The organism is Pseudomonas sp. B21-019, from assembly GCF_024749225.1.
Taxonomy (GTDB): Bacteria; Pseudomonadota; Gammaproteobacteria; order Pseudomonadales; family Pseudomonadaceae; genus Aquipseudomonas.
Genome location: NZ_CP087193.1, coordinates 377928 through 399728 on the forward strand (window position 1 = coordinate 377928; position 21801 = coordinate 399728).

The 21801-nt window shown below is 60.6% G+C and carries 17 protein-coding genes; all 17 read left to right on the forward strand.

The features are described 5' to 3' along the window. Positions 1-58: 58 nt before the first annotated feature. The 17 genes from hutC (at position 59) to mdoH (ending at position 21733) form a co-directional block, all read left to right on the forward strand. Complete coding sequence (gene hutC, locus LOY36_RS01700; protein WP_162135916.1) at positions 59-769, forward strand: histidine utilization repressor; 711 nt, start codon at positions 59-61, stop codon at positions 767-769. A gap of 23 nt (positions 770-792) precedes the next feature. Then, complete coding sequence (locus tag LOY36_RS01705) at positions 793-1362, forward strand: HutD family protein (protein WP_258672050.1); 570 nt, start codon at positions 793-795, stop codon at positions 1360-1362. A gap of 467 nt (positions 1363-1829) precedes the next feature. After that, the gene (gene hutU / locus LOY36_RS01710) at positions 1830-3512 is read left to right on the forward strand and encodes a urocanate hydratase (protein ID WP_258672051.1); all 1683 of its coding nucleotides are present in this window, start codon (positions 1830-1832) and stop codon (positions 3510-3512) included. Between the two features lie 171 nt (positions 3513-3683). Beyond that, positions 3684-4652: an ABC transporter substrate-binding protein gene (locus LOY36_RS01715; RefSeq protein ID WP_018929183.1), complete on the forward strand. Its 969-nt coding sequence runs from the start codon at positions 3684-3686 to the stop codon at positions 4650-4652. A 70-nt stretch (positions 4653-4722) separates the two neighbouring features. Then, positions 4723-5574 carry a proline/glycine betaine ABC transporter permease gene (locus tag LOY36_RS01720; protein ID WP_018929182.1) on the forward strand — a complete coding sequence of 284 codons (852 nt, stop codon included), beginning with the start codon at positions 4723-4725 and terminating at the stop codon, positions 5572-5574. Next, positions 5571-6401, forward strand: a complete 831-nt coding sequence (locus tag LOY36_RS01725) for a glycine betaine/L-proline ABC transporter ATP-binding protein (RefSeq protein ID WP_007936770.1) — start codon at positions 5571-5573, stop codon at positions 6399-6401. Before LOY36_RS01720 ends, LOY36_RS01725 begins: the two co-directional genes overlap by 4 nt. Positions 6402-6545: 144 nt before the next feature. Then, positions 6546-8069, forward strand: a complete 1524-nt coding sequence (hutH, locus tag LOY36_RS01730; protein WP_258672053.1) for a histidine ammonia-lyase — start codon at positions 6546-6548, stop codon at positions 8067-8069. Between the two features lie 111 nt (positions 8070-8180). Next, entirely contained in the window at positions 8181-9719 is a 1539-nt protein-coding gene (hutH, locus tag LOY36_RS01735) for a histidine ammonia-lyase (RefSeq protein ID WP_258672055.1), read from the forward strand. A gap of 97 nt (positions 9720-9816) precedes the next feature. Further along, on the forward strand, positions 9817-11226 hold the full coding sequence (locus tag LOY36_RS01740) for an amino acid permease (protein ID WP_258672058.1): 1410 nt from the start codon (positions 9817-9819) through the stop codon (positions 11224-11226). 17 nt (positions 11227-11243) lie between these two features. Next, on the forward strand, positions 11244-12449 hold the full coding sequence (hutI, locus tag LOY36_RS01745; protein ID WP_258672061.1) for an imidazolonepropionase: 1206 nt from the start codon (positions 11244-11246) through the stop codon (positions 12447-12449). 10 nt (positions 12450-12459) lie between these two features. After that, positions 12460-13263 (forward strand): N-formylglutamate deformylase, encoded by an 804-nt coding sequence (gene hutG, locus LOY36_RS01750; RefSeq protein WP_018929176.1) that lies wholly within the window; start codon positions 12460-12462, stop codon positions 13261-13263. A gap of 327 nt (positions 13264-13590) precedes the next feature. After that, positions 13591-14538, forward strand: coding sequence for a choline ABC transporter substrate-binding protein (locus tag LOY36_RS01755; protein WP_019650800.1), 948 nt, complete (start codon positions 13591-13593; stop codon positions 14536-14538). A gap of 50 nt (positions 14539-14588) precedes the next feature. Further along, positions 14589-15509: an alpha/beta hydrolase gene (locus LOY36_RS01760; protein ID WP_258672063.1), complete on the forward strand. Its 921-nt coding sequence runs from the start codon at positions 14589-14591 to the stop codon at positions 15507-15509. A 128-nt stretch (positions 15510-15637) separates the two neighbouring features. After that, positions 15638-16609 (forward strand): prolyl aminopeptidase, encoded by a 972-nt coding sequence (pip, locus tag LOY36_RS01765; protein ID WP_018929173.1) that lies wholly within the window; start codon positions 15638-15640, stop codon positions 16607-16609. Next, positions 16606-17043: a D-aminoacyl-tRNA deacylase gene (gene dtd / locus LOY36_RS01770; protein ID WP_258672065.1), complete on the forward strand. Its 438-nt coding sequence runs from the start codon at positions 16606-16608 to the stop codon at positions 17041-17043. Before pip ends, dtd begins: the two co-directional genes overlap by 4 nt. A 321-nt stretch (positions 17044-17364) precedes the next feature. After that, positions 17365-19170 carry a glucan biosynthesis protein G gene (locus LOY36_RS01775; protein ID WP_026345987.1) on the forward strand — a complete coding sequence of 602 codons (1806 nt, stop codon included), beginning with the start codon at positions 17365-17367 and terminating at the stop codon, positions 19168-19170. Next, entirely contained in the window at positions 19163-21733 is a 2571-nt protein-coding gene (gene mdoH, locus LOY36_RS01780; RefSeq protein WP_258672071.1) for a glucans biosynthesis glucosyltransferase MdoH, read from the forward strand. The genes LOY36_RS01775 and mdoH overlap by 8 nt, the downstream gene beginning before the upstream one ends. The last annotated feature ends 68 nt before the right edge of the window (positions 21734-21801 follow it).

Here is a 21801-nt window from a genome sequence, read left to right on the forward strand (position 1 = left end):
AAATGAACAAGGATTAACCGTGCCGACTCCGCCTGCAGTCTCCCCGTTGGCCGCGAACATGGGCGACAGTCCGGCGCCCTTGTACGCCCGCGTAAAACAGATGATCACCCAGCAAATCGACAGTGGAAACTGGCCGCCGCACTATCGCGTTCCGTCGGAAAGCGAGCTGGTCAGCCAGCTGGGTTTCAGCCGCATGACCATCAACCGCGCCCTGCGCGAGATGACTGCCGACGGCCTGTTGGTGCGTATGCAAGGCGTCGGAACGTTCGTCGCCGAGCCGAAAAGTCAGTCTGCGCTGTTTGAAGTGCACAACATCGCCGACGAGATCGCCTCCCGTGGCCATCGTCACACGTGCAAGGTGATCACCCTCGAAGAAGAGGCCGCCGGTTCCGAGCGGGCCCTGGCCCTGGACATGCGCGAAGGCCAGAAAGTGTTCCACTCGCTGATCGTGCATTTCGAAAACGATATCCCGGTGCAAATCGAAGACCGTTTCGTCAACGCGCTGGTGGCGCCGGACTACCTCAAGCAAGACTTCACCCTGCAAACGCCTTACGCCTATCTGAATCAGGTCGCGCCGTTGACCGAGGGCGAGCATGTGGTCGAAGCGATACTCGCCGAGCCGTCCGAATGCAAGCTGCTACAGATTGAAAAGGGCGAACCGTGCCTGCTGATTCGTCGCCGCACCTGGTCCGGCCGTCAGCCAGTGACTGCCGCCCGCTTGATCCACCCCGGTTCCCGTCATCGTCTGGAAGGGCGGTTCCATAAATAAGAGCCATAAGTAGAGAGACATAAATGGGGCAGTTGAAGGTCTTACGCGCAACCGATTACCCGCGCATGCCGTGGAAGAACGGCGGCGGCAGCACTGAAGAAATCACCCGTGATACGGGGGTAGGCCTTGATGGTTTTGGCTGGCGCCTGTCGATTGCCGACATCGGCGAGTCGGGCGGTTTTTCCACCTTTGCCGGTTATGAGCGGGTGATCACCGTACTGCAAGGCGAGGGCATGACCTTGCGCGTCGATGGTCAGGACACGCGGGCGTTGTTACCGCTGGACCCGTTTGCCTTCAGTGGTGAGAGTCATGTGTCCTGCGCATTGCTCGGCGGACCGATTCGCGACTTCAACCTGATTTATGCGCCGGATCGTTACAGTGCGCGGTTGCAGTGGATGGAAGGCAAGCAGCGGTTTTTTAGTGAAGCCGGGACTCTGCTGGTGTTCAGTGTCAGTGAAGCGCTTGAAGTGAAGGTCGGTAACAAAGCATCGCAACTCAGTCGCCATGATTGCCTGCAGCTGGACGGTAACGTCGGTCTGCAGGACGTCGCCATCAATGGTTCGTGCTGTGTCATTGAGCTGACTGCACGCTGATTCAACGTCCCCAAAAGATCGCAGCCTTCGGCAGCTCCTACAGGTTCGATGTCCATCCACGATATTTGTGGTGAGCACGATCAATGTAGGAGCTGCCGAAGGCTGCGATCTTTTGCTTTTCAACGTTCCCCATCGCGCACCAATTTGTTACCGAACGCCCCAGTGTGGCGCAAAACCATGCTCAAGTAACAATCGGCACGTCCCCGAATAAATCCCCGCGAAAAATTTCATTTACGCCAGAACCCTTGATCCAGGCGCTTTGCAGCCCTTCCAGAAATTTTCTTGGATGCTCATTCAACAAGTTGGCCGCTTGATTGCATATGCTTGTATGTACAAGTAAAGACGTATGTGTATGAGTCACGAAGACTCAACCATCGTCCACTGATTCGCTGATGTGCACTGATGCCCATCGGCTTGCTCGCCCACTGCCTGGGCTGGTTTGGATTGATTGCTGAGGAGTCTTTTTCGTGACTGACATTAAACCTACCAAGTTTCGTGATGTTGAAATCCGCGCTGCCCGTGGTAACAAGCTGACCGCCAAGAGCTGGCTGACTGAAGCGCCGCTGCGCATGCTGATGAACAACCTCGACCCGGAAGTCGCCGAGAACCCTAAAGAACTGGTGGTTTACGGTGGTATCGGTCGTGCGGCACGTAACTGGGAATGCTACGACAAGATCGTCGAAAGCCTGACCAACCTGAACGACGACGAGACCCTGCTGGTGCAATCCGGCAAGCCGGTCGGCGTGTTCAAGACCCACAGCAACGCCCCACGCGTTCTGATCGCCAACTCCAACCTGGTACCGCACTGGGCGAGCTGGGAACATTTCAACGAGCTCGACGCCAAAGGCCTGGCCATGTACGGCCAGATGACTGCCGGTAGCTGGATCTACATCGGCAGCCAGGGCATCGTTCAGGGCACCTACGAAACTTTCGTTGAAGCCGGTCGCCAGCACTACAACGATGACCTGAAAGGTCGTTGGGTCCTGACCGCAGGCCTCGGTGGCATGGGTGGCGCTCAACCACTGGCTGCCACCCTGGCCGGCGCGTGCTCGCTGAACATCGAATGCCAACAAGTGAGCATCGATTTCCGTCTGAAAAGCCGTTACGTCGACGAGCAAGCCAAAGACCTCGACGACGCCCTGGCCCGTATCGCCAAATACACTGCCGAAGGTAAGGCGATCTCCATCGCCCTGCTGGGCAACGCTGCGGAAATCCTCCCTGAACTGGTCCGTCGTGGCGTGCGCCCGGACATGGTCACCGACCAGACCAGCGCCCACGACCCGCTCAACGGCTACCTGCCGGCCGGCTGGACCTGGGACGAATACCGCGCCCGCGCCAAGACCGAACCTGCTGCCGTGATCAAGGCCGCCAAGCAATCGATGGCCGTTCACGTCAAAGCGATGCTCGATTTCCAGAAGCAAGGCATCCCGACCTTCGACTACGGCAACAACATCCGTCAGATGGCGCAAGAAGAAGGCGTGGAGAACGCATTCGACTTCCCAGGCTTCGTACCGGCCTACATCCGTCCGCTGTTCTGCCGTGGCATCGGCCCGTTCCGTTGGGCTGCGCTGTCGGGCGATCCGCAGGACATCTACAAGACCGACGCTAAAGTCAAAGAACTGATCCCGGACGACGCCCACCTGCACAACTGGCTGGACATGGCTCGCGAGCGCATCAGCTTCCAGGGTCTGCCGGCACGTATCTGCTGGGTTGGCCTGGGCCTGCGCGCCAAGCTCGGTCTGGCGTTCAACGAAATGGTCCGTAGCGGTGAATTGTCCGCGCCAATCGTGATCGGTCGCGACCACCTGGACTCCGGTTCCGTATCCAGCCCGAACCGCGAAACCGAATCGATGCAGGACGGTTCCGACGCCGTGTCCGACTGGCCACTGCTCAACGCTCTGCTGAACACCGCGAGCGGCGCGACCTGGGTTTCCCTGCACCACGGCGGCGGCGTCGGCATGGGCTTCTCCCAGCACTCCGGCATGGTGATTGTCTGCGACGGTACTGACGAAGCGGCCGAGCGTATCGCTCGCGTGCTGCACAACGACCCGGCCACCGGTGTCATGCGTCACGCCGATGCCGGTTACCAGATCGCGATCGACTGCGCCAAGGAGCAGGGGCTGAACCTGCCGATGATCACCGGCAAATAAGAGAAAAGACCGCTGCAGGAGCTGCCGTGGCAGCTCCTGCAGAGATCACGACGTTGCAGACCTAACAACAAGCGGGGCGGGTAGCGCGGTTGCGCAGGCCTGATTGGACGTGGACAGGGCTGGATGCCTCTTGACTGCCGTAAGCCAACTCATGATTAGGAGCGTCACACAATGAAATCGAACAAGACCCTGCTGACCACTTTGCTTTCCATGGGCCTGCTGGCCAGTGCCGGTGCCACCCAGGCGGCTGGCTGGTGCGAATCGGGTAAACCGGTGAAATTCGCTGGCCTGAACTGGGAAAGCGCCATGCTGCTGACCGACGTGCTGCAAGTCGTGTTGGAGAAAGGCTACGACTGCAAGACTGACAGCCTGCCGGGCAACTCCATCACCATGGAAAACGCCCTGAGCAGCAACGATATCCAAGTGTTCGCCGAAGAGTGGGTCGGCCGTAGCGAAGTCTGGAACAAGGCCGAGAAGGCCGGCAAGGTCGTCGGTGTCGGCGCTCCGGTGGTGGGTGCCGTCGAAGGCTGGTACGTGCCGCGCTACGTGATCGAAGGCGACGCCAAGCGCAAACTGGAAGCCAAGGCGCCGGACCTGAAAAACATTGCCGATCTGGCTAAATATTCCGCGGTATTCAAGGACGCCGAAGAGCCATCCAAAGGCCGTTTCTACAACTGCCCGGCCGGCTGGACCTGCGAGCTGGATAACAGCGAAATGCTGAAAAGCTACGGCCTGGAAAACAGCTACACCAACTTCCGTCCGGGCACCGGCCCGGCGCTGGATGCGGCGGTGCTGTCGAGCTACAAGCGTGGCGAGCCGATCCTGTTCTACTACTGGTCGCCAACCCCGCTGATGGGCCAGATCGACGTGGTCAAACTGGAAGAAAAACCGGGTGTCGACAAGCGCGTGACCATCAAGGTCGGCCTCTCCAAGACTTTCCACGAGCAGGCCCCGGAACTGGTGACCGTGCTGGAAAAGGTCAACCTGCCGATCGACCTGTTGAATCAGAACCTGGGGCGTATGGCCAAAGAGCGGATCGAGTCGCCAAAACTGGCCAAGATCTTCTTGAAGGAACATCCTGAAGTCTGGCACGCGTGGGTGAGCGAAGACGCAGCCAAGAAAATCGACGCGGCCTTGTAGGTTGAGCCTCTCCGACTGTCGGCAACGGCAGTCGGATGCTTGATCGCAACCCCTTGATTGAGAGTCTCTTATGTTTCCCGAAAGCTTTACCTTTTCCATCGCCGACTGGGTCAACGGTTGGGTCGATACGCTGGTCACCAACTACGGCGACGTGTTCCGCAGCATCTCCGACACCCTGCTGTGGGCCATCGTCAATCTTGAAGGGCTGCTGCGTGCGGCGCCCTGGTGGCTGATGCTGGCGATCGTGGCGGGCGTGGCCTGGCACGCGACCCGCAAAGTCGTGACCACGGCGGTCATCGTCGGCCTGCTGTTCCTGGTGGGCGCGGTCGGTCTCTGGGACAAGCTGATGCAGACCCTGGCGCTGATGATGGTGGCGACGGTCATCTCGGTGCTGATCGGCATTCCGCTGGGCATTCTTTCTGCGCGCAGCAATCGCCTGCGTTCGGTGTTGATGCCGTTGCTGGACATCATGCAAACCATGCCGAGCTTCGTGTACCTGATCCCGGTGCTGATGCTGTTTGGCCTGGGCAAGGTCCCGGCGATTTTCGCTACCGTTATTTACGCTGCGCCGCCGCTGATCCGCCTGACCGATCTGGGTATTCGCCAGGTTGACGGTGAAGTGATGGAAGCCATCAACGCCTTCGGTGCCAACCGCTGGCAGCAACTGTTCGGCGTGCAACTGCCGCTGGCCCTGCCGAGCATCATGGCCGGGATCAACCAGACCACCATGATGGCCCTGTCGATGGTGGTGATCGCCTCGATGATCGGTGCCCGTGGCTTGGGTGAAGACGTATTGGTGGGGATTCAGACCCTCAACGTCGGACGTGGTCTTGAGGCCGGTCTGGCGATCGTGATTCTGGCAGTGGTGATCGACCGCATTACACAGGCGTACGGTCGTGCACGGCATGAGGTGAGCAAATGAGCAACGCAGCCATCAGCAAGATTGAAGTCAAAAACGTCTTCAAGATTTTCGGCAACCGCTCCAAGGATGCGCTGGGCATGATTAGCCAGGGCAAAACCAAAGACCAGGTACTGGCCGAAACCGGTTGCGTGGTCGGCGTGAATGACCTGTCGCTGAGCATCGGCACCGGCGAGATCTTCGTGATCATGGGCCTGTCGGGATCCGGCAAGTCGACCCTGGTGCGTCACTTCAACCGCCTGATCGACCCTACCAGTGGCGCGATCCTGGTGGACGGTGTGGACATCCTGCAATACGACATGGAAGCCCTGCGCGAATTTCGCCGGCACAAGATCAGCATGGTGTTCCAGAGCTTCGGCCTGCTGCCGCACAAAAGCGTGCTGGATAACGTCGCCTACGGCCTGAAAGTGCGTGGCGAGAGCAAGCAGGTGTGCTCCGAGCGCGCGCTGCACTGGATCAACACCGTGGGCCTGAAGGGCTACGAAAACAAATACCCGCATCAGCTTTCCGGCGGTATGCGCCAGCGTGTGGGCCTGGCTCGCGCCCTGGCGGCGGACACCGACATCATCCTGATGGACGAAGCCTTCAGCGCCCTCGACCCGCTGATCCGCGCCGAAATGCAGGACCAGTTGCTGGAACTGCAAAAGACCCTGCACAAGACCATCGTCTTCATCACCCACGACCTCGATGAGGCCGTGCGCATCGGCAACCGCATCGCGATTCTCAAGGATGGCCGGCTGATTCAGGTCGGCACGCCACGAGAGATCCTGCATTCGCCGGCGGATGAGTATGTGGATCGGTTCGTACAGCGGCGGGCTGCGGTGGTTTGAGGTTGATCGTTTTTGTGGCGAGGGAGCTTGCTCCCGCTGGGCTGCGAAGCGGCCCTGAAAATCTGCGACCGCTGCGCGGTCGAACGGGAGCAAGCTCCCTCGCCACAGGTGTCATACGTCCATGAATTTTGTATGAGGCTCTAGATGTCCCAGGCTGAAAAAATCGTTATCGCCGATGCCCCGTTGCGTTGGCAGGATGTGGTCGCGGTCGCCCGCCACGGTGCGCAGCTTGAGCTGTCGGCCCAAACCTGGGCGCGGATCGAGAATGCCCAGGCGATCGTCCAGCGCATCGTCGCCAGCGGCGAGCGCGCCTATGGCGTCAACACCGGCCTGGGTGCCTTGTGCAACGTCTCGCTCAAGGACGAACAACTCAGCCAGCTGTCGCGCAACACCTTGCTCAGCCATGCCTGCGGCGTCGGTGCTCCGCTGTCCGACGAGCAGACTCGCGCGATTCTCTGCGCCGCGATCCACAACTACAGCCATGGCAAATCCGGCATTCACCGCCGGGTGGTCGAAGCGTTGCTGGCGTTGCTCAATCGCGGCATCACTCCGCAAGTGCCGTCCCAGGGGTCGGTCGGTTATCTGACCCACATGGCCCACATCGGCATCGCGCTGCTGGGCGTCGGCAATGTCAGCTATCGCGGGCAGATCGTTTCTGCACAACAAGCCTTGGCCGAAGAAGGGCTGCAACCGGTTCAACTGGGTGCCAAAGATGGTTTGTGCCTGGTCAACGGTACACCGTGCATGACCGGCCTCAGCTGCCTGGCCCTGGCCGATGCAACGAACCTGGTGCAGTGGGCCGATGTGATCGGCGCCATGAGCTTCGAAGCCCAGCGTGGTCAGATTGCCGCGTTCGATGCCGAGATCATTGCGCTCAAACCGCATCCGGGCATGCAGCAGGTGGGTATCAATCTGCGGGCGTTGCTCGACGGCAGTGAAGTGATCGCCAGCAGCAAAGGCATTCGCACTCAGGATGCATTGAGCATCCGCTCGATTCCGCAAGTGCATGGCGCCGCGCGCGATCAGCTTGAACACGCCAGAAAACAGATCGAAACCGAGCTCAACTCCGCGACCGACAACCCGTTGCTGCTGGGTACGCCGGACAACTTCCGTGTCATGTCCCAGGCCAATCCGCACGGCCAATCGGTTGCTTTGGCGGCTGACTTGCTCGCTATTGCCATGGCCGAAATCGGCTCCATTGCCGAGCGTCGCCTGGACCGCTTGGTCAACCCGCACGTCAGCGGCTTGCCAGCCTTTCTGGTGGCCAACCCGGGCGTGAACTCCGGGATGATGATCGTGCAATACGTCGCCGCGTCGCTGTGTGCGGAAAACCGCCAGTTGGCGCAACCGGCGGTGCTCGATAACTACGTCACTTCGGGCTTGCAGGAAGACCACCTGAGCATGGGCACCAACGCCGCGCTGAAGCTGCATCGCGCGTTGGAAAACTGCACACAGATCCTCGCCATCGAGTATCTGTTGGCGGCTCAGGCTTTTGAGTTCCTGAAAGAGCAACGCTTCGGCGCCGGCACCGATGCCGCATGGCGCCTGCTGCGCGAACGTATTCCGGCCTACGACCAGGACCGCTGGCTGGCGCCGGACATCGCCAGCGCCGCTGCTGTTTTGAAAGACCCGATTTTGCTGCACAAGGCTGTACCGAACCTCAACTGATTTCCACAACACCAGCGTGCCAAGGCGCGGCCCCTCCAAAAGGCGGGAAGCGACGGACAACGGATATCTCCGGAGCGTCTGGTTAGTTAATAAAAAACTCTCAAAAGGAGAATGAATGTGACTGCGCTTAATTTGATTCCCGGCCAACTGAGCCTTGCCCAACTGCGTGATGTTTATCAGCACCCGGTCAAAATCACCCTCGACGAAAGCGCTTCGGCGCAAATCGAAGCCAGCGTTGCCTGCGTGGAACAAATCCTCGCCGAGAACCGCACCGCGTATGGCATCAACACCGGTTTCGGCCTGCTGGCCTCGACCCGCATCGCCAGCGAAGACCTGGAAAACCTCCAGCGCTCGCTGGTGCTGTCCCACGCCGCCGGTGTCGGCGAGCCGATCAGCGACGCCCTGGTGCGACTGGTCATGGTGCTCAAGGTCAACAGCCTGAGCCGTGGTTTCTCCGGCATTCGTCGTCAGGTGATCGATGCACTGATCGCGCTGATCAATGCTGAGGTTTACCCGCACATTCCTTTGAAAGGTTCGGTTGGTGCATCCGGCGATTTGGCGCCGCTGGCGCACATGTCGCTGGTACTGCTGGGTGAAGGCAAGGCGCGCTACAAAGGCGAATGGCTGCCCGCCACCGAAGCGCTGAAAGTCGCCGGTCTGACACCGCTGACCCTGGCAGCGAAAGAAGGCCTGGCGCTGCTCAACGGCACTCAGGTGTCCACCGCCTACGCCCTGCGTGGCCTGTTCGAAGGCGAAGATCTGTTCGCCGGCGCCCTGGCCCTTGGCGGCCTGACGGTCGAAGCGGTACTGGGTTCGCGCTCGCCATTCGACGCGCGTATTCATGCCGCTCGCGGCCAGAAAGGCCAGATCGACGCCGCTGCCGCTTACCGCGATCTGCTGGGTGAGCGCAGTGAAGTGTCCGACTCGCACCAGAACTGCGAAAAGGTCCAGGATCCGTACTCCCTGCGCTGCCAGCCGCAAGTCATGGGCGCCTGCCTGACCCAGTTCCGTCAGGCCGCCGAAGTGCTTGCCATCGAAGCCAACGCCGTATCGGACAACCCATTGGTGTTCGCCGCTGAAGGCGACGTGATCTCCGGCGGTAACTTCCACGCCGAGCCGGTGGCCATGGCTGCCGACAACATGGCGCTGGCCATTGCCGAAATCGGCTCCCTGAGCGAACGCCGCATCTCGCTGATGATGGACAAGCACATGTCGCAACTGCCGCCGTTCCTGGTGGCCAATGGCGGCGTGAACTCCGGTTTCATGATCGCCCAGGTGACTGCGGCGGCATTGGCCAGCGAGAACAAGGCGTTGTCCCATCCGCATTCCGTGGACAGTCTGCCGACGTCGGCGAACCAGGAAGACCACGTGTCCATGGCGCCGGCTGCCGGCAAGCGTCTGTGGGAAATGGCCGAGAACACTCGCGGGATTCTTGCGGTGGAATGGTTGGCGGCGGCCCAGGGTCTGGATCTGCGCGACGGTCTGAAAACCTCGCCAAAACTGGAAAAAGCCCGCGCGATCCTGCGTGCCGAAGTGCCGTTCTATGAGAAGGATCGCTTCTTCGCTCCGGACATCAATGCGGCCAGTGAGTTGTTGGCCACGCGTTGCCTGAATGACCTGGTGACGGCGAAGTTGCTGCCTAGCCTGTAATGGCCTTCGCGAGCAGGCCCGCGCCCACATTGGACTGTGGGAGCGAGCCTGCTCGCGATTCAATTTAGCGTCGAATAAGAATAATTAAGGACGAGAGATGCAACAGCCAGCAAAAGGTTTGAAACGCGGGCTCTCTGCCCGACATATTCGCTTCATGGCACTGGGGTCGGCGATCGGCACCGGGCTGTTTTACGGTTCTGCCTCGGCCATTCAAATGGCTGGCCCCGCGGTCCTGCTCGCTTACCTGATCGGTGGCGCGGCGGTGTTCATGGTCATGCGCGCCCTTGGCGAGATGGCGGTGCATAACCCGGTGGCCGGTTCTTTCGGCCAGTACGCCAGCACCTACCTGGGGCCAATGGCGGGCTTTATCCTCGGTTGGACCTACGCATTTGAAATGGTCATCGTCGGTATGGCCGACGTGACCGCATTCGGCATTTACATGGGTTTCTGGTTTCCGGAAGTCTCCCGCTGGATCTGGGTGCTGGGCATCGTTTCGGTGGTCGGCGGCTTGAACCTGTGCAACGTCAAAGTCTTCGGCGAAATGGAGTTCTGGTTGTCGCTGCTCAAGGTCGCGGCCATCGTCGCGATGATCCTCGGTGGTTTCGGCATCATGCTGTTCGGCATCAGCAATGCGCCCGGTGCCCAGGCGACCGATATCAGCAACCTCTGGACCCAGGGCGGCTTCATGCCCAATGGCCTGGGCGGCTTGATCGCCTCGTTTGCAGTGGTGATGTTTGCCTTTGGCGGTATTGAAATCATCGGCGTTACCGCCGGTGAAGCCAAAGACCCGCAGCATGTGCTGCCTCGCGCGATCAATGCCGTACCGTTGCGAATCCTGCTGTTCTACGTGCTGACGATGCTGGTGCTGATGTCGATCTTCCCGTGGCAGCAGATCGGCAGCCAAGGCAGCCCGTTCGTGCAGATTTTCGACAACCTGGGGATTAGCTCGGCGGCGACCATCCTCAACATCGTGGTGATCTCGGCGGCGGTGTCGGCCATCAACAGTGACATCTTCGGCGCGGGCCGCATGATGTATGGCCTGGCTCAGCAAGGGCACGCACCGAAAGGCTTCGCCCGCTTGTCGCGCAATGGCGTGCCGTGGTTGACGGTGATAGTGATGAGCTGCGCGCTGCTGCTGGGTGTGTTGCTGAACTACCTGATCCCGGAAAACGTCTTTCTGCTGATCGCCTCCATCGCGACCTTTGCCACGGTGTGGGTCTGGCTGATGATTCTGTTCACCCAAGTGGCCATGCGTCGCTCCATGAGTGCCGAGCAGGTCGCGCAATTGAAATTCCCGGTGCCATTCTGGCCCTATGCGCCGATGGCGGCGATTGCCTTCATGCTGTTCATCTTCGGCGTGCTGGGTTATTTCCCGGACACCCAGGCGGCGTTGATCGTCGGCGTGGTCTGGATTGTGTTGCTGGTGCTGGCCTACTTGACGTGGGTCAAGCCGGCGGCAGGCAAGGCGGTACCGGTGGAACAGGAACCCATTTTTTCTCATCGATAACCTAACGGAGGCCAAGGATGAAAACGCTCTGGCAACACTGCCACGTCGCAACCATGGCGCAAGGCGTCTACTCGATCATCGAGGATGCGGCCATCGTGACGTCCGGTGCGCACATTGAGTGGATCGGCCCACGCGCCGAACTGCCGGCCGGCGAGTACCCGGCCGTCAATGACTTGAGCGGGGCCTGGGTCACTCCGGGCCTGATCGACTGCCACACCCACACGGTATTCGGCGGCAACCGCAGCGGCGAATTCGAGCAGCGCCTGCAAGGCGTCAGCTACGCGGAAATCGCCGCAGCCGGCGGCGGCATTGCCAGCACCGTGCGCGCCACCCGCGCCGCCAGCGAAGACGAGCTGTTCGCCAGCGCCGCCAAGCGTCTGAAAAGCCTGATGCGTGATGGCGTGACCACCGTCGAAATGAAATCCGGCTACGGCCTGGACCTGGCCAGCGAACGCAAGATCCTGCGGGTGGTCCGCCGTCTCGGCGCCGAGCTACCCGTCAGCGTGCGCAGCACATGCCTGGCGGCCCACGCCTTGCCGCCGGAATACACCGACCGCGCCGACGCGTACATCGATCACATCTGCAGCGAAATGCTCCCGGCCCTGGCGGCCGAAGGGCTGGTGGATGCGGTAGACGCTTTCTGTGAATACCTAGCGTTTTCGCCAGAGCAGGTCGAGCGGGTGTTCGTCGCCGCGCAGAACCTCGGCTTGCCGGTGAAGCTGCACGCCGAGCAATTGTCATCGCTGCACGGTTCGAGCCTGGCGGCGCGTTACCACGCACTGTCCGCCGATCATCTGGAATTCATGACCGAAGACGATGCCATCGCCATGGCCAAGTCCGGCACCGTCGCGGTATTGCTGCCCGGCGCGTTTTACTTCCTGCGGGAAACCCAATTGCCACCGATGGAAGCCCTGCGCAAACACGGTGTGAAAATCGCCATCGCCAGCGACCTTAACCCGGGCACTTCGCCGGCGTTGTCGTTGCGCTTGATGCTGAACATGGCCTGCACCTGCTTCCGCATGACCCCGGAAGAGGCGCTGGCGGGCGCGACTATTCATGCCGCCACCGCGTTGGGCATGGGCCAAACCCACGGTTCGCTGGAAGCCGGCAAGGTCGCAGACTTCGTCGCCTGGCAAATCGATCGTCCGGCCGACCTGTCGTACTGGCTGGGCGGCGACCTGGAAAAACGCGTCGTGCGTCACGGCGTTGAATCAAATCTGTAGGAGAGCGGTTGTGGATAAGGTTCTGAACTTCAAACAAGGCCGCGTGCCGCTGCTGATCAGCATGCCCCACGCCGGCCTGCGCCTGACCCCGACGGTGGAAGCGGGGTTGATCCCCGACGCGAAAAGCCTGCCGGACACCGATTGGCACATCCCCAGGCTTTATGAATTCGCCGCCGAACTGGGCGCCAGCACCCTGGCGGCCGAGTACTCGCGGTTTGTCATCGACCTGAACCGGCCGTCCGACGACAAGCCTTTATATGTCGGCGCCACCACCGGCCTGTATCCGGCGACGCTGTTCGATGGCGTGCCGTTGTTCCGCGAAGGGCTGGAGCCGTCGGCTGCGGAACGGGCGACGTATCTGGAGCAGATCTGGACGCCGTACCACCGCACCTTGCAGGAAGAACTGGCACGGCTGAAAGCCGAGTTCGGCTACGCGCTGCTGTTCGACGCGCACTCGATCCGCTCGGTGATTCCGCACCTGTTCGACGGCAAACTACCGGACTTCAACCTCGGCACCTTCAACGGCGCCAGTTGCGATCCGCAGTTGGCCACACAGCTGGAAGCGATCTGCGCGAAGCACACCGATTACAGCCATGTGCTGAACGGCCGCTTCAAGGGCGGACACATCACCCGGCACTACGGCAACCCGGCCGAGAACATTCATGCCGTGCAACTGGAGTTGGGCCAGTGCACGTACATGGAAGAGTTCCAGCCGTTCCGTTATCGCCCGGATTTGGCCGAGCCGACGCAAGTGGTACTCCGGGAATTACTGCAAGGGCTGTTGGCGTGGGGCGAAAAGCATTACAGCGCGTAACCCTGTGGCGAACGGGCCTTTGTGGCGAGGGAGCTTGTCGGATCGCCGCACCGTCCCGCTCGGCGGCGAAGCCGTCGTAAACCCGGTTGGTCGGGCGTACCTGATAAAACTCGGTTGAATGGTTTGGGGGCTGCTTCGCAACCCAGCGGGAGCAAGCTCCCTCGCCACAGATTAGTGTTCGCCTTGATAACGCATCAGGACAGTCGCCACCGTGCAAAACACGGTCGCCACAGGTCACTTTTGCCGACTCGGTGCTGCGTAACGTTGTGGGCACGGAGCACAAAGACACCGGGCCCACAATAATCTGCTGCCGAGCGAGCCTTCCCGATGAAACGACTGTTCAACCGCTGTCTGTTAATCCTCACCGGCACTGCTCTTCTGAGCACCAGCGTTTTCGCCAACGACCCCGCTTCCTGCAAGACCGTGCGTATGGGCGTGGTCAACTGGACCGACGTCATTGCCACCAGCGGCATGGCCGATGTGCTGCTCAATGGCCTTGGCTATGAAAGCAAGCAAACCAGCGCCGTGCAGCAAATCATCTTCGCCGGCATCCGCGACAAGCGTCTGGATATTTTCCTCGGTTACTGGAAACCGGCGATGGACAAGAACATCGCCCCGTTCGTGTCCGCCAATCAGGTGAAGGTCATGGACAAACCGAGTCTGGCCGACGCCCAGGCAACGCTCGCGGTACCTGACTATGTCGCTGCCGCCGGCCTGAAAACCTTCGCCGACATCGCCAGGTTCAAGGATCAGTTGGGTGGCAAGATCTACGGCATCGAGCCGGGCAGCGGCGCCAACACCACCATCAAAACCATGATCGAGACCAACCGCTTCGGTTTGAAGGACTTCAAGTTGATCGAGTCCGGTGAGGCTGGGATGCTCGCCGCCGTACAACGGGCGGTCAATCGCAAGGAGTTCGTGGTGTTCGTCGGCTGGACCCCGCATCCGATGAACATCAACATGAACATCGCCTACCTGACCGGCAGCGAAGACGTCTACGGCCCGAATGAAGGCGCGGCGACCGTTTCCACCGTGACCGCGCCGGACTATGCCGAGCGTTGCCCGAACGTGAACCGTCTATTGGAAAACCTGACCTTCACCGCTGCCCAGGAAAGCCAGTTGATGGTACCGATCATGGAGCGTAAGACGCCGCAGGATGTCGCCAAGCAGTGGCTGCGTGATCATCCCGAAGACCTTCAGCGCTGGCTGGCGGGTGTCAGCAGTTTCGATGGAAAGAATGGCGCGGCAACCGTTCAGGCCAGTCTCAAAAATTGACTGCGCCACAGGTTATCAATCAAAAACTTTGAACTGACTGGCTGTAGTCCATGGCTTCTTATCCACTCTCTGAACAGATGGCGGCTTTCGTCGAGAAAACCCTCAGCTTCAACAGCACTGACAGCAGCCTCGCCGGTATGCGTCAGGCCTACAGCGAGATGTGCCGGGCGTTTACCCCGCCACATCCCGCGGGGCTTGAGGTGGTCGATCTAGAGTTGGCGGGAGTGGCGGTGCGCGCCTGGCAACCGCCGGTTCCGCTGCCGACCAACGGTTGGCCCTGCATTGTGTATCTGCATGGCGGTGGTTGGGTGGTGGGGGATCTGGATTCCCACGACTTCATCTGCGCCGAACTGGCGTCGGTGCTCGGTGTGTTGGTGATCGCCGTCGATTATCGGCTGGCGCCGGAGCATCCGTTTCCAGCGGCGTTCGATGACTGTCTGGGTGTCTGGCGAGCGCTACGCACGGGGCCGTTTCAACTCGACCTGGCGCGGACGCTGGTGGCCGGCGACAGCGCTGGCGGCAACCTTGCCGCTGCGCTGTGTCTGGCCTTGCGCGATGCCGGCGAACCGGCGCCTTGTGCACAGGTTCTGATCTATCCGGGCCTGGGCGGCGATCACCGGTTGCCATCACGCAGCGAATGCGCCGACGCGCCATTGCTGGGTAGCAGCGATCTGGATTGTTATCACGCGCTGTACTTGGGTGGTATCCGTCAGCCAACGGCCTATGCGATGCCCTTGCTCGCCGACGACTTCAGCGGTCTGCCACCGACGTTGATCGCCGTGGCGCAGTTCGATCCGCTACGCGATGACGGCGTGCTTTACGCCGGGCGACTCAACGCCGCCGGCGTGAGCGCAATGCTTTATTACGGTCAGGGGCTGGTTCACGGTTGTTTGCGGGCGCGGGGGCAGGTTGCCGAGGTCGACCGACTCTATGAAACCCTGCTCGGGTATTTGGCTGAGAAGACGGGCTGACAAGATGGGCTGACAAGCGCTGACGCTGCAAGGGGCATGCTCATTGAAGTAATTCGGGTTTATGATGCCGGACGGCAGAATAATAGAAGTCCCTACAGGGATGACCTCGACCCCTTACGGAGCGCGCAATGCAGACTTTGTACCCGCAGATCAAACCCCACGCCCGGCACGATCTGGCCGTCGATAAAACCCATACGCTGTATGTCGACGAAAGCGGTTCACCGGAAGGTTTGCCGGTAGTGTTCATTCACGGCGGCCCTGGCGCCGGGTGTGATGCGCAGAGCCGCCGGTATTTCGATCCGAACCTGTATCGCATTGTCACCTTCGACCAGCGCGGTTGCGGTCGCTCCACGCCCCACGCCAGCCTTGAGAACAACACCACCTGGGATCTGGTCGCCGATCTCGAGCGGATTCGCAAACACCTGGGCATCGACAAATGGGTGCTGTTCGGCGGTTCCTGGGGTTCGACCCTGGCCCTGGCTTACGCGCAAACCCACCCGGAGCGCGTGCACGGTCTGATTCTGCGCGGGATTTTTCTCTGCCGTCCCCAGGAAATCGAGTGGTTCTACCAGTGTGGCGCCAGTCGCCTGTTCCCCGATTACTGGCAGGACTACATCGCGCCGATCCCGCTGGACGAGCGCGACGACTTGCTCACGGCATTCCACAAACGCCTGGTCGGCAACGACCAGATCGCCCAGATGCACGCGGCCAAGGCCTGGTCCATCTGGGAAGGCCGCACCGCGACCCTGCGTCCGAACCCGCTGGTGGTCGATCGTTTCTCCGAACCCCAGCGTGCGTTGTCCATCGCCCGCATCGAATGCCACTACTTCACCAACAACGCTTTCCTCGAGCCGAATCAGCTGATCCGCGACATGGGCAAGATCGCCCATTTGCCCGGCGTCATCGTCCATGGTCGCTATGATGTGATCTGCCCGCTGGACAACGCCTGGGAACTGCATCAAGCCTGGCCGAACAGCGAATTGCAGGTGATCCGCGACGCCGGCCATGCGGCGTCCGAACCGGGGATCACCGATGCATTGGTACGCGCCGCCGATCAGATGGCCCGTCGCTTACTCGACCTGTCGCCTGACGAAGCATGAAGGCCCTGCTGCAACGCGTGCGCGGCGCGCGAGTCGAGGTCGCGGGAGAGGTGGTTGGTGCGATAGATCAGGGGTTGCTGGTGCTGGTGGCGGTCGAACCCGACGACACGCAGGCCAGCGCCGACAAACTTCTGCATAAACTGCTTAACTATCGAGTATTCAGTGACGCCGAGGGCAAGATGAATCTGTCCTTGGCTGACGTGGGCGGCGGGTTGTTGCTGGTCTCGCAGTTCACCCTGGCCGCCGATACCAAAAACGGGTTGCGTCCGAGTTTTTCGACTGCAGCCCCTCCGGCCTTGGGCGAGGCGCTGTTCGACTATCTATTGGGCAAAGCGAAACAGGTGCATGGCACTGTGGCATCAGGTAGATTCGGCGCGGATATGCAGGTGCACCTGGTCAATGATGGCCCGGTAACCTTCCTGTTACAGACGTGAAAGCGCTTGAAACATGTTTTTAAGGGCATTTCGGCTGAAAACAGAGGCTTTTCCCGATAAATACTTGCTTCCCCCTGATGCGTTGTAACGCGGCCTACTAGATAATCGCGCGCTACGGGGATCAGCGTTCGTTGGTCCATTTTGACTTAGGTAGAGACTTGTCCGCGGCCTGTTGGGGAATCATTTTGCCCCATGGGAGTCGGAACAATGCTCGCCAACTTGGCAAGAGTGGTCCGCAGGGTCGGTTTTTTTCCACCGTACACCGTGCTGGCACTTTAACTGGCCGTTGGTTTTTTGATCTGTTTTCGGCGAGGGTTGCTCGTGATTGTTAGTCCCTGTAATGCACCAAAATTGTCTGCCAAACGGTTTCGAAATGCTCTGGTAGCGGGCTCTGCACTGCTCTGCCTGTTCAGCGCCGGCCAGCTTTGGGCATTCAATCTGGATGACGTATCGGTCAAGGCAAAAGAGCTGGCCGGGCAAAAATACGAAGCCCCGCGCAGTAACCTGCCGAATGAATTTCGTGAGATGAAATTCGCGGATTATCAAAAAATTCGCTTCCTCACCGAAAAAGCCGAGTGGGCTAACCAGAAAACCCCATTCAAGCTGTCGTTCTATCACCAGGGCATGCACTTCGATACGCCGGTGAAAATCAACGAAATCACGGCCAACGCCGTCGAAGAGATCAAATACGACCCAAGTCGTTTCGATTTCGGCGATATGAAGTTCGATCCTAAAGCCACTGAGAAGCTGGGTTATGCCGGTTTCCGTGTGCTCTACCCGATCAACAAGGCCGACAAGCAAGACGAAATCATGACCATGCTCGGCGCGAGTTACTTCCGCGTCGTCGGCAAGGGCCACACCTATGGCTTGTCCGCTCGCGGCATGGCCATCGATACCGCCTTGCCGTCCGGCGAAGAGTTCCCGCGTTTCACCGAGTTCTGGATTCAGCAGCCGAAGCCGGGCGACAAGCACCTGGTGATCTTCGCCCTGCTGGATTCGCCGCGCGCCACCGGTGCCTATCGCCTGACCCTGCGTCCGGGCAGCGACACGGTCGTCGACGTCAAGGCCAGGATGTTCCTGCGTGACAAGGTCACCAAACTTGGCGTTGCGCCGCTGACCAGCATGTTCCTGTTCGGCGCCAACCAGCCGTCGAAAGTGCTGAACTACCGTCGCGAACTGCACGACTCCAGCGGTCTGTCGATCCATGCCGGCAACGGCGAATGGATCTGGCGCCCATTGAACAACCCGAAACACCTGGCCGTGAGCAACTTCTCGATCGAGAACCCGCGCGGTTTCGGCTTGCTGCAGCGTGGTCGTGACTTCAGCCACTACGAAGACCTCGATGACCGCTACGACAAGCGCCCAAGTGCCTGGATCGAGCCGAAAGGCGATTGGGGCAAGGGCTCCGTCGATCTGGTGGAGATTCCTACCGCTGACGAAACCAACGACAATATCGTTGCTTTCTGGAGCCCGGAAAAACTGCCAGAGCCTGGGCAGCCCCTGGACGTCGCCTATCGCATGCACTGGACCATCGACGAAGCCGCCCTGCATTCGGCGGACAGCGCCTGGGTCCAACAGACCCTGCGTTCCACGGGTGACGTGAAGCAGTCGAACCTGATTCGTCAGCCGGACGGCAGCGTGGCCTACCTGGTGGATTTCCAGGGTCCGTCCCTGCAAGACTTGCCGGAAGATGCCGAAGTGCGCAGTCAGGTGAGCGTTGGCGACAACGCGGAACTGGTCGAGAACAGCGTCCGTTACAACCCTGAAACCAAGGGCTGGCGCCTGACCCTGCGGATGAAGATCAAGGATCCGAACAAGTCCACCGAAATGCGTGCAGCACTGGTCAAGACCATCACGCCTGCCGAGACGATCAAGACCACGGCGCCAGCGTCCAGCTCTTCCGTTGCCAAGGCCGACAAGATCGCCGCCCGTCAGCAGGAGAAGAAGGACAAGGAAGCCAAGCAAGCTGAAGCGCAAGCCCAGCAAGTCAAGGACACCAAGGACAAGGACAACAAAGACGCCAAGCAGCCTGTCGCTGCCGAAGCGGCCCCTGCCACACCGGAATCGGCACCGACTGAACAAGTCCTGACCGAGACCTGGAGCTATCAGTTGCCCGCCGATGAGTAATTCACAAGTACAGCCACAAACGCTTGCCGAGTACCTGGCGCATTTGCCGATGACCGACGAGCAGCGCGCGGAACTCGCGGGCTGCAAGTCTTTCAGTGAGTTGCACGAACGTCTGTCGTCCCAGGCGTTCGACGCGCCAACCGATGCCGCCCAGGCGTCGGTCGGGCGGCGCCTGACCCTGAACACCGCCGAAGAACTGGCGGATGCGCAAATGTTGGGACTCGACGCCAGTGGTCGGGTTTGCCTCAAGGCAGCCCCGCCGATCCGTCGGACCAAAGTCGTTCCGGAGCCATGGCGCACCAATATTCTGGTGCGTGGCTGGCGTCGGCTGACCGGTCGCACCAACCCGCCGCAGCCGCAGAAAGACGAGAACGTGCTGCCGGCTGCTCGCTGGCGCACCGTCGGTTCGATCCGCCGCTATATTCTGCTGGTGCTGATGCTCGGTCAGACGATCGTCGCCGGCTGGTACATGAAAGGCATCATGCCGTACCAGGGCTGGTCGTTCGTCGATCTTGAAGAAGTCCTGCACCAACCGCTTCTGCAAACCGCGGCCCAGGTGCTGCCTTACGCGTTGCAAACCAGCATCCTGATTCTGTTCGGGATTCTGTTCTGCTGGGTGTCGGCCGGTTTCTGGACCGCGCTGATGGGCTTCCTCGAGTTGATCACGGGTCGCGACAAGTACCGCATTTCCGGCGCCAGCGCCGGCAACGAGCCGATCGCCAAGGACGCACGCACCGCATTGGTGATGCCGATCTGCAACGAAGATGTGCCGCGGGTATTCGCCGGTTTGCGGGCGACCTTCGAGTCGGTTGCAGCCTCGGGTAACCTCGATCGCTTCGACTTTTTCGTGCTCAGCGACAGTAACGACGCCGATATCTGCGTCGCCGAACAGCAGGCCTGGCTGGACGTCTGCCGTGAAGCCAAGGGCTTCGGCAAGATCTTCTACCGCCGCCGTCGTCGTCGCGTAAAACGTAAAAGCGGCAACCTCGACGACTTCTGCCGTCGTTGGGGCGGTGACTACAAATACATGGTCGTGCTCGACGCCGACAGCGTAATGAGTGGCGAATGCCTGAGCAGCCTGGTGCGCCTGATGGAAGCCACGCCGGACGCCGGGATCATCCAGACCGCGCCGCGTGCGTCGGGCATGGACACCCTTTATGCGCGTATGCAGCAGTTCGCCACCCGTGTGTACGGTCCACTGTTCACCGCTGGCCTGCACTTCTGGCAGTTGGGCGAATCCCACTACTGGGGCCACAACGCGATCATCCGCATGAAGCCGTTCATCGAGCACTGCGCCCTGGCGCCGTTGCCCGGTAAAGGCGCGTTCGCCGGTGCGATCCTGTCCCACGACTTCGTTGAAGCTGCGCTGATGCGCCGTGCCGGCTGGGGCGTGTGGATTGCCTATGATTTGCCGGGCAGCTACGAAGAACTGCCGCCGAACCTGTTGGACGAACTCAAGCGTGACCGTCGCTGGTGCCATGGCAACCTGATGAACTTCCGGCTGTTCCTGGTCAAGGGCATGCACCCGGTACACCGTGCGGTGTTCCTGACAGGCGTGATGTCTTACCTGTCGGCGCCGTTGTGGTTCTTCTTCCTCGTGCTGTCGACAGCCCTGCTGGCGACCAACACGCTGATGGAGCCGCAGTACTTCCTGGAACCGCGTCAGCTCTATCCGCTTTGGCCACAATGGCACCCGGACAAGGCGATCGCGCTGTTCTCGACGACCATCGTGCTGCTGTTCCTGCCGAAGCTGCTGAGCATCATCCTGATCTGGGCCAAGGGCGCGAAAGAGTTCGGTGGCAAGTTCAAGGTGACGCTGTCGATGCTGCTGGAGATGTTGTTCTCCATGCTGCTGGCGCCGGTGCGGATGATTTTCCACACCCGTTTCGTGCTCGCCGCGTTCCTCGGCTGGGCCGCGACCTGGAACTCGCCGCAACGTGACGACGATTCCACGCCTTGGAGCGAGGCGGTCAAGCGCCACGGTCCGCAAACCGTGCTGGGTTTCTTCTGGGCGCTGCTGGTGATCTGGCTGAACCCGAGCTTCCTCTGGTGGCTGGTGCCGATCGTCGGTTCGCTGATGCTGTCGATTCCGGTGTCGGTGATCTCCAGTCGTGTCGGCCTGGGCCTGAAATCCCGTGACGAGAGCCTGTTCCTGATTCCTGAGGAATACGCTCCGCCGCAGGCGTTGCTGGCGACTGATCAGTACACCCACGAAAACCGCTGGCATGCACTGCACGACGGCTTCGTCCGGTCGGTGGTCGATCCACAGCAGAACGCGTTGGCGTGTGCGCTGGCGACGTCTCGTCACCGTCAGGCCGAGCCGATCGAATGGCTGCGTATCGAGCGGGTTCGCCATGCGATGAAGGTCGGGCCTGAAGGGCTGACCAACAACGAGCGCGTGGCCCTGCTGAGTGATCCGGTGGCACTGGGTCGCTTGCATGAGCAAGTCTGGAGCGAAGGCCATGCCGAGTGGCTGCAAGCCTGGCGCACTTCGGTGGATGCCGATCCGCATGCGCCGCTGTTGCCGCTCAAGCCGTTGAGCGTGCAGCCTCAGTTGGCATAATGAAAAACCCCGCGAAAGCGGGGTTTTTTTTGTGCTGATGATCGTTCCGTGTTCTGCGTGGGAACGAT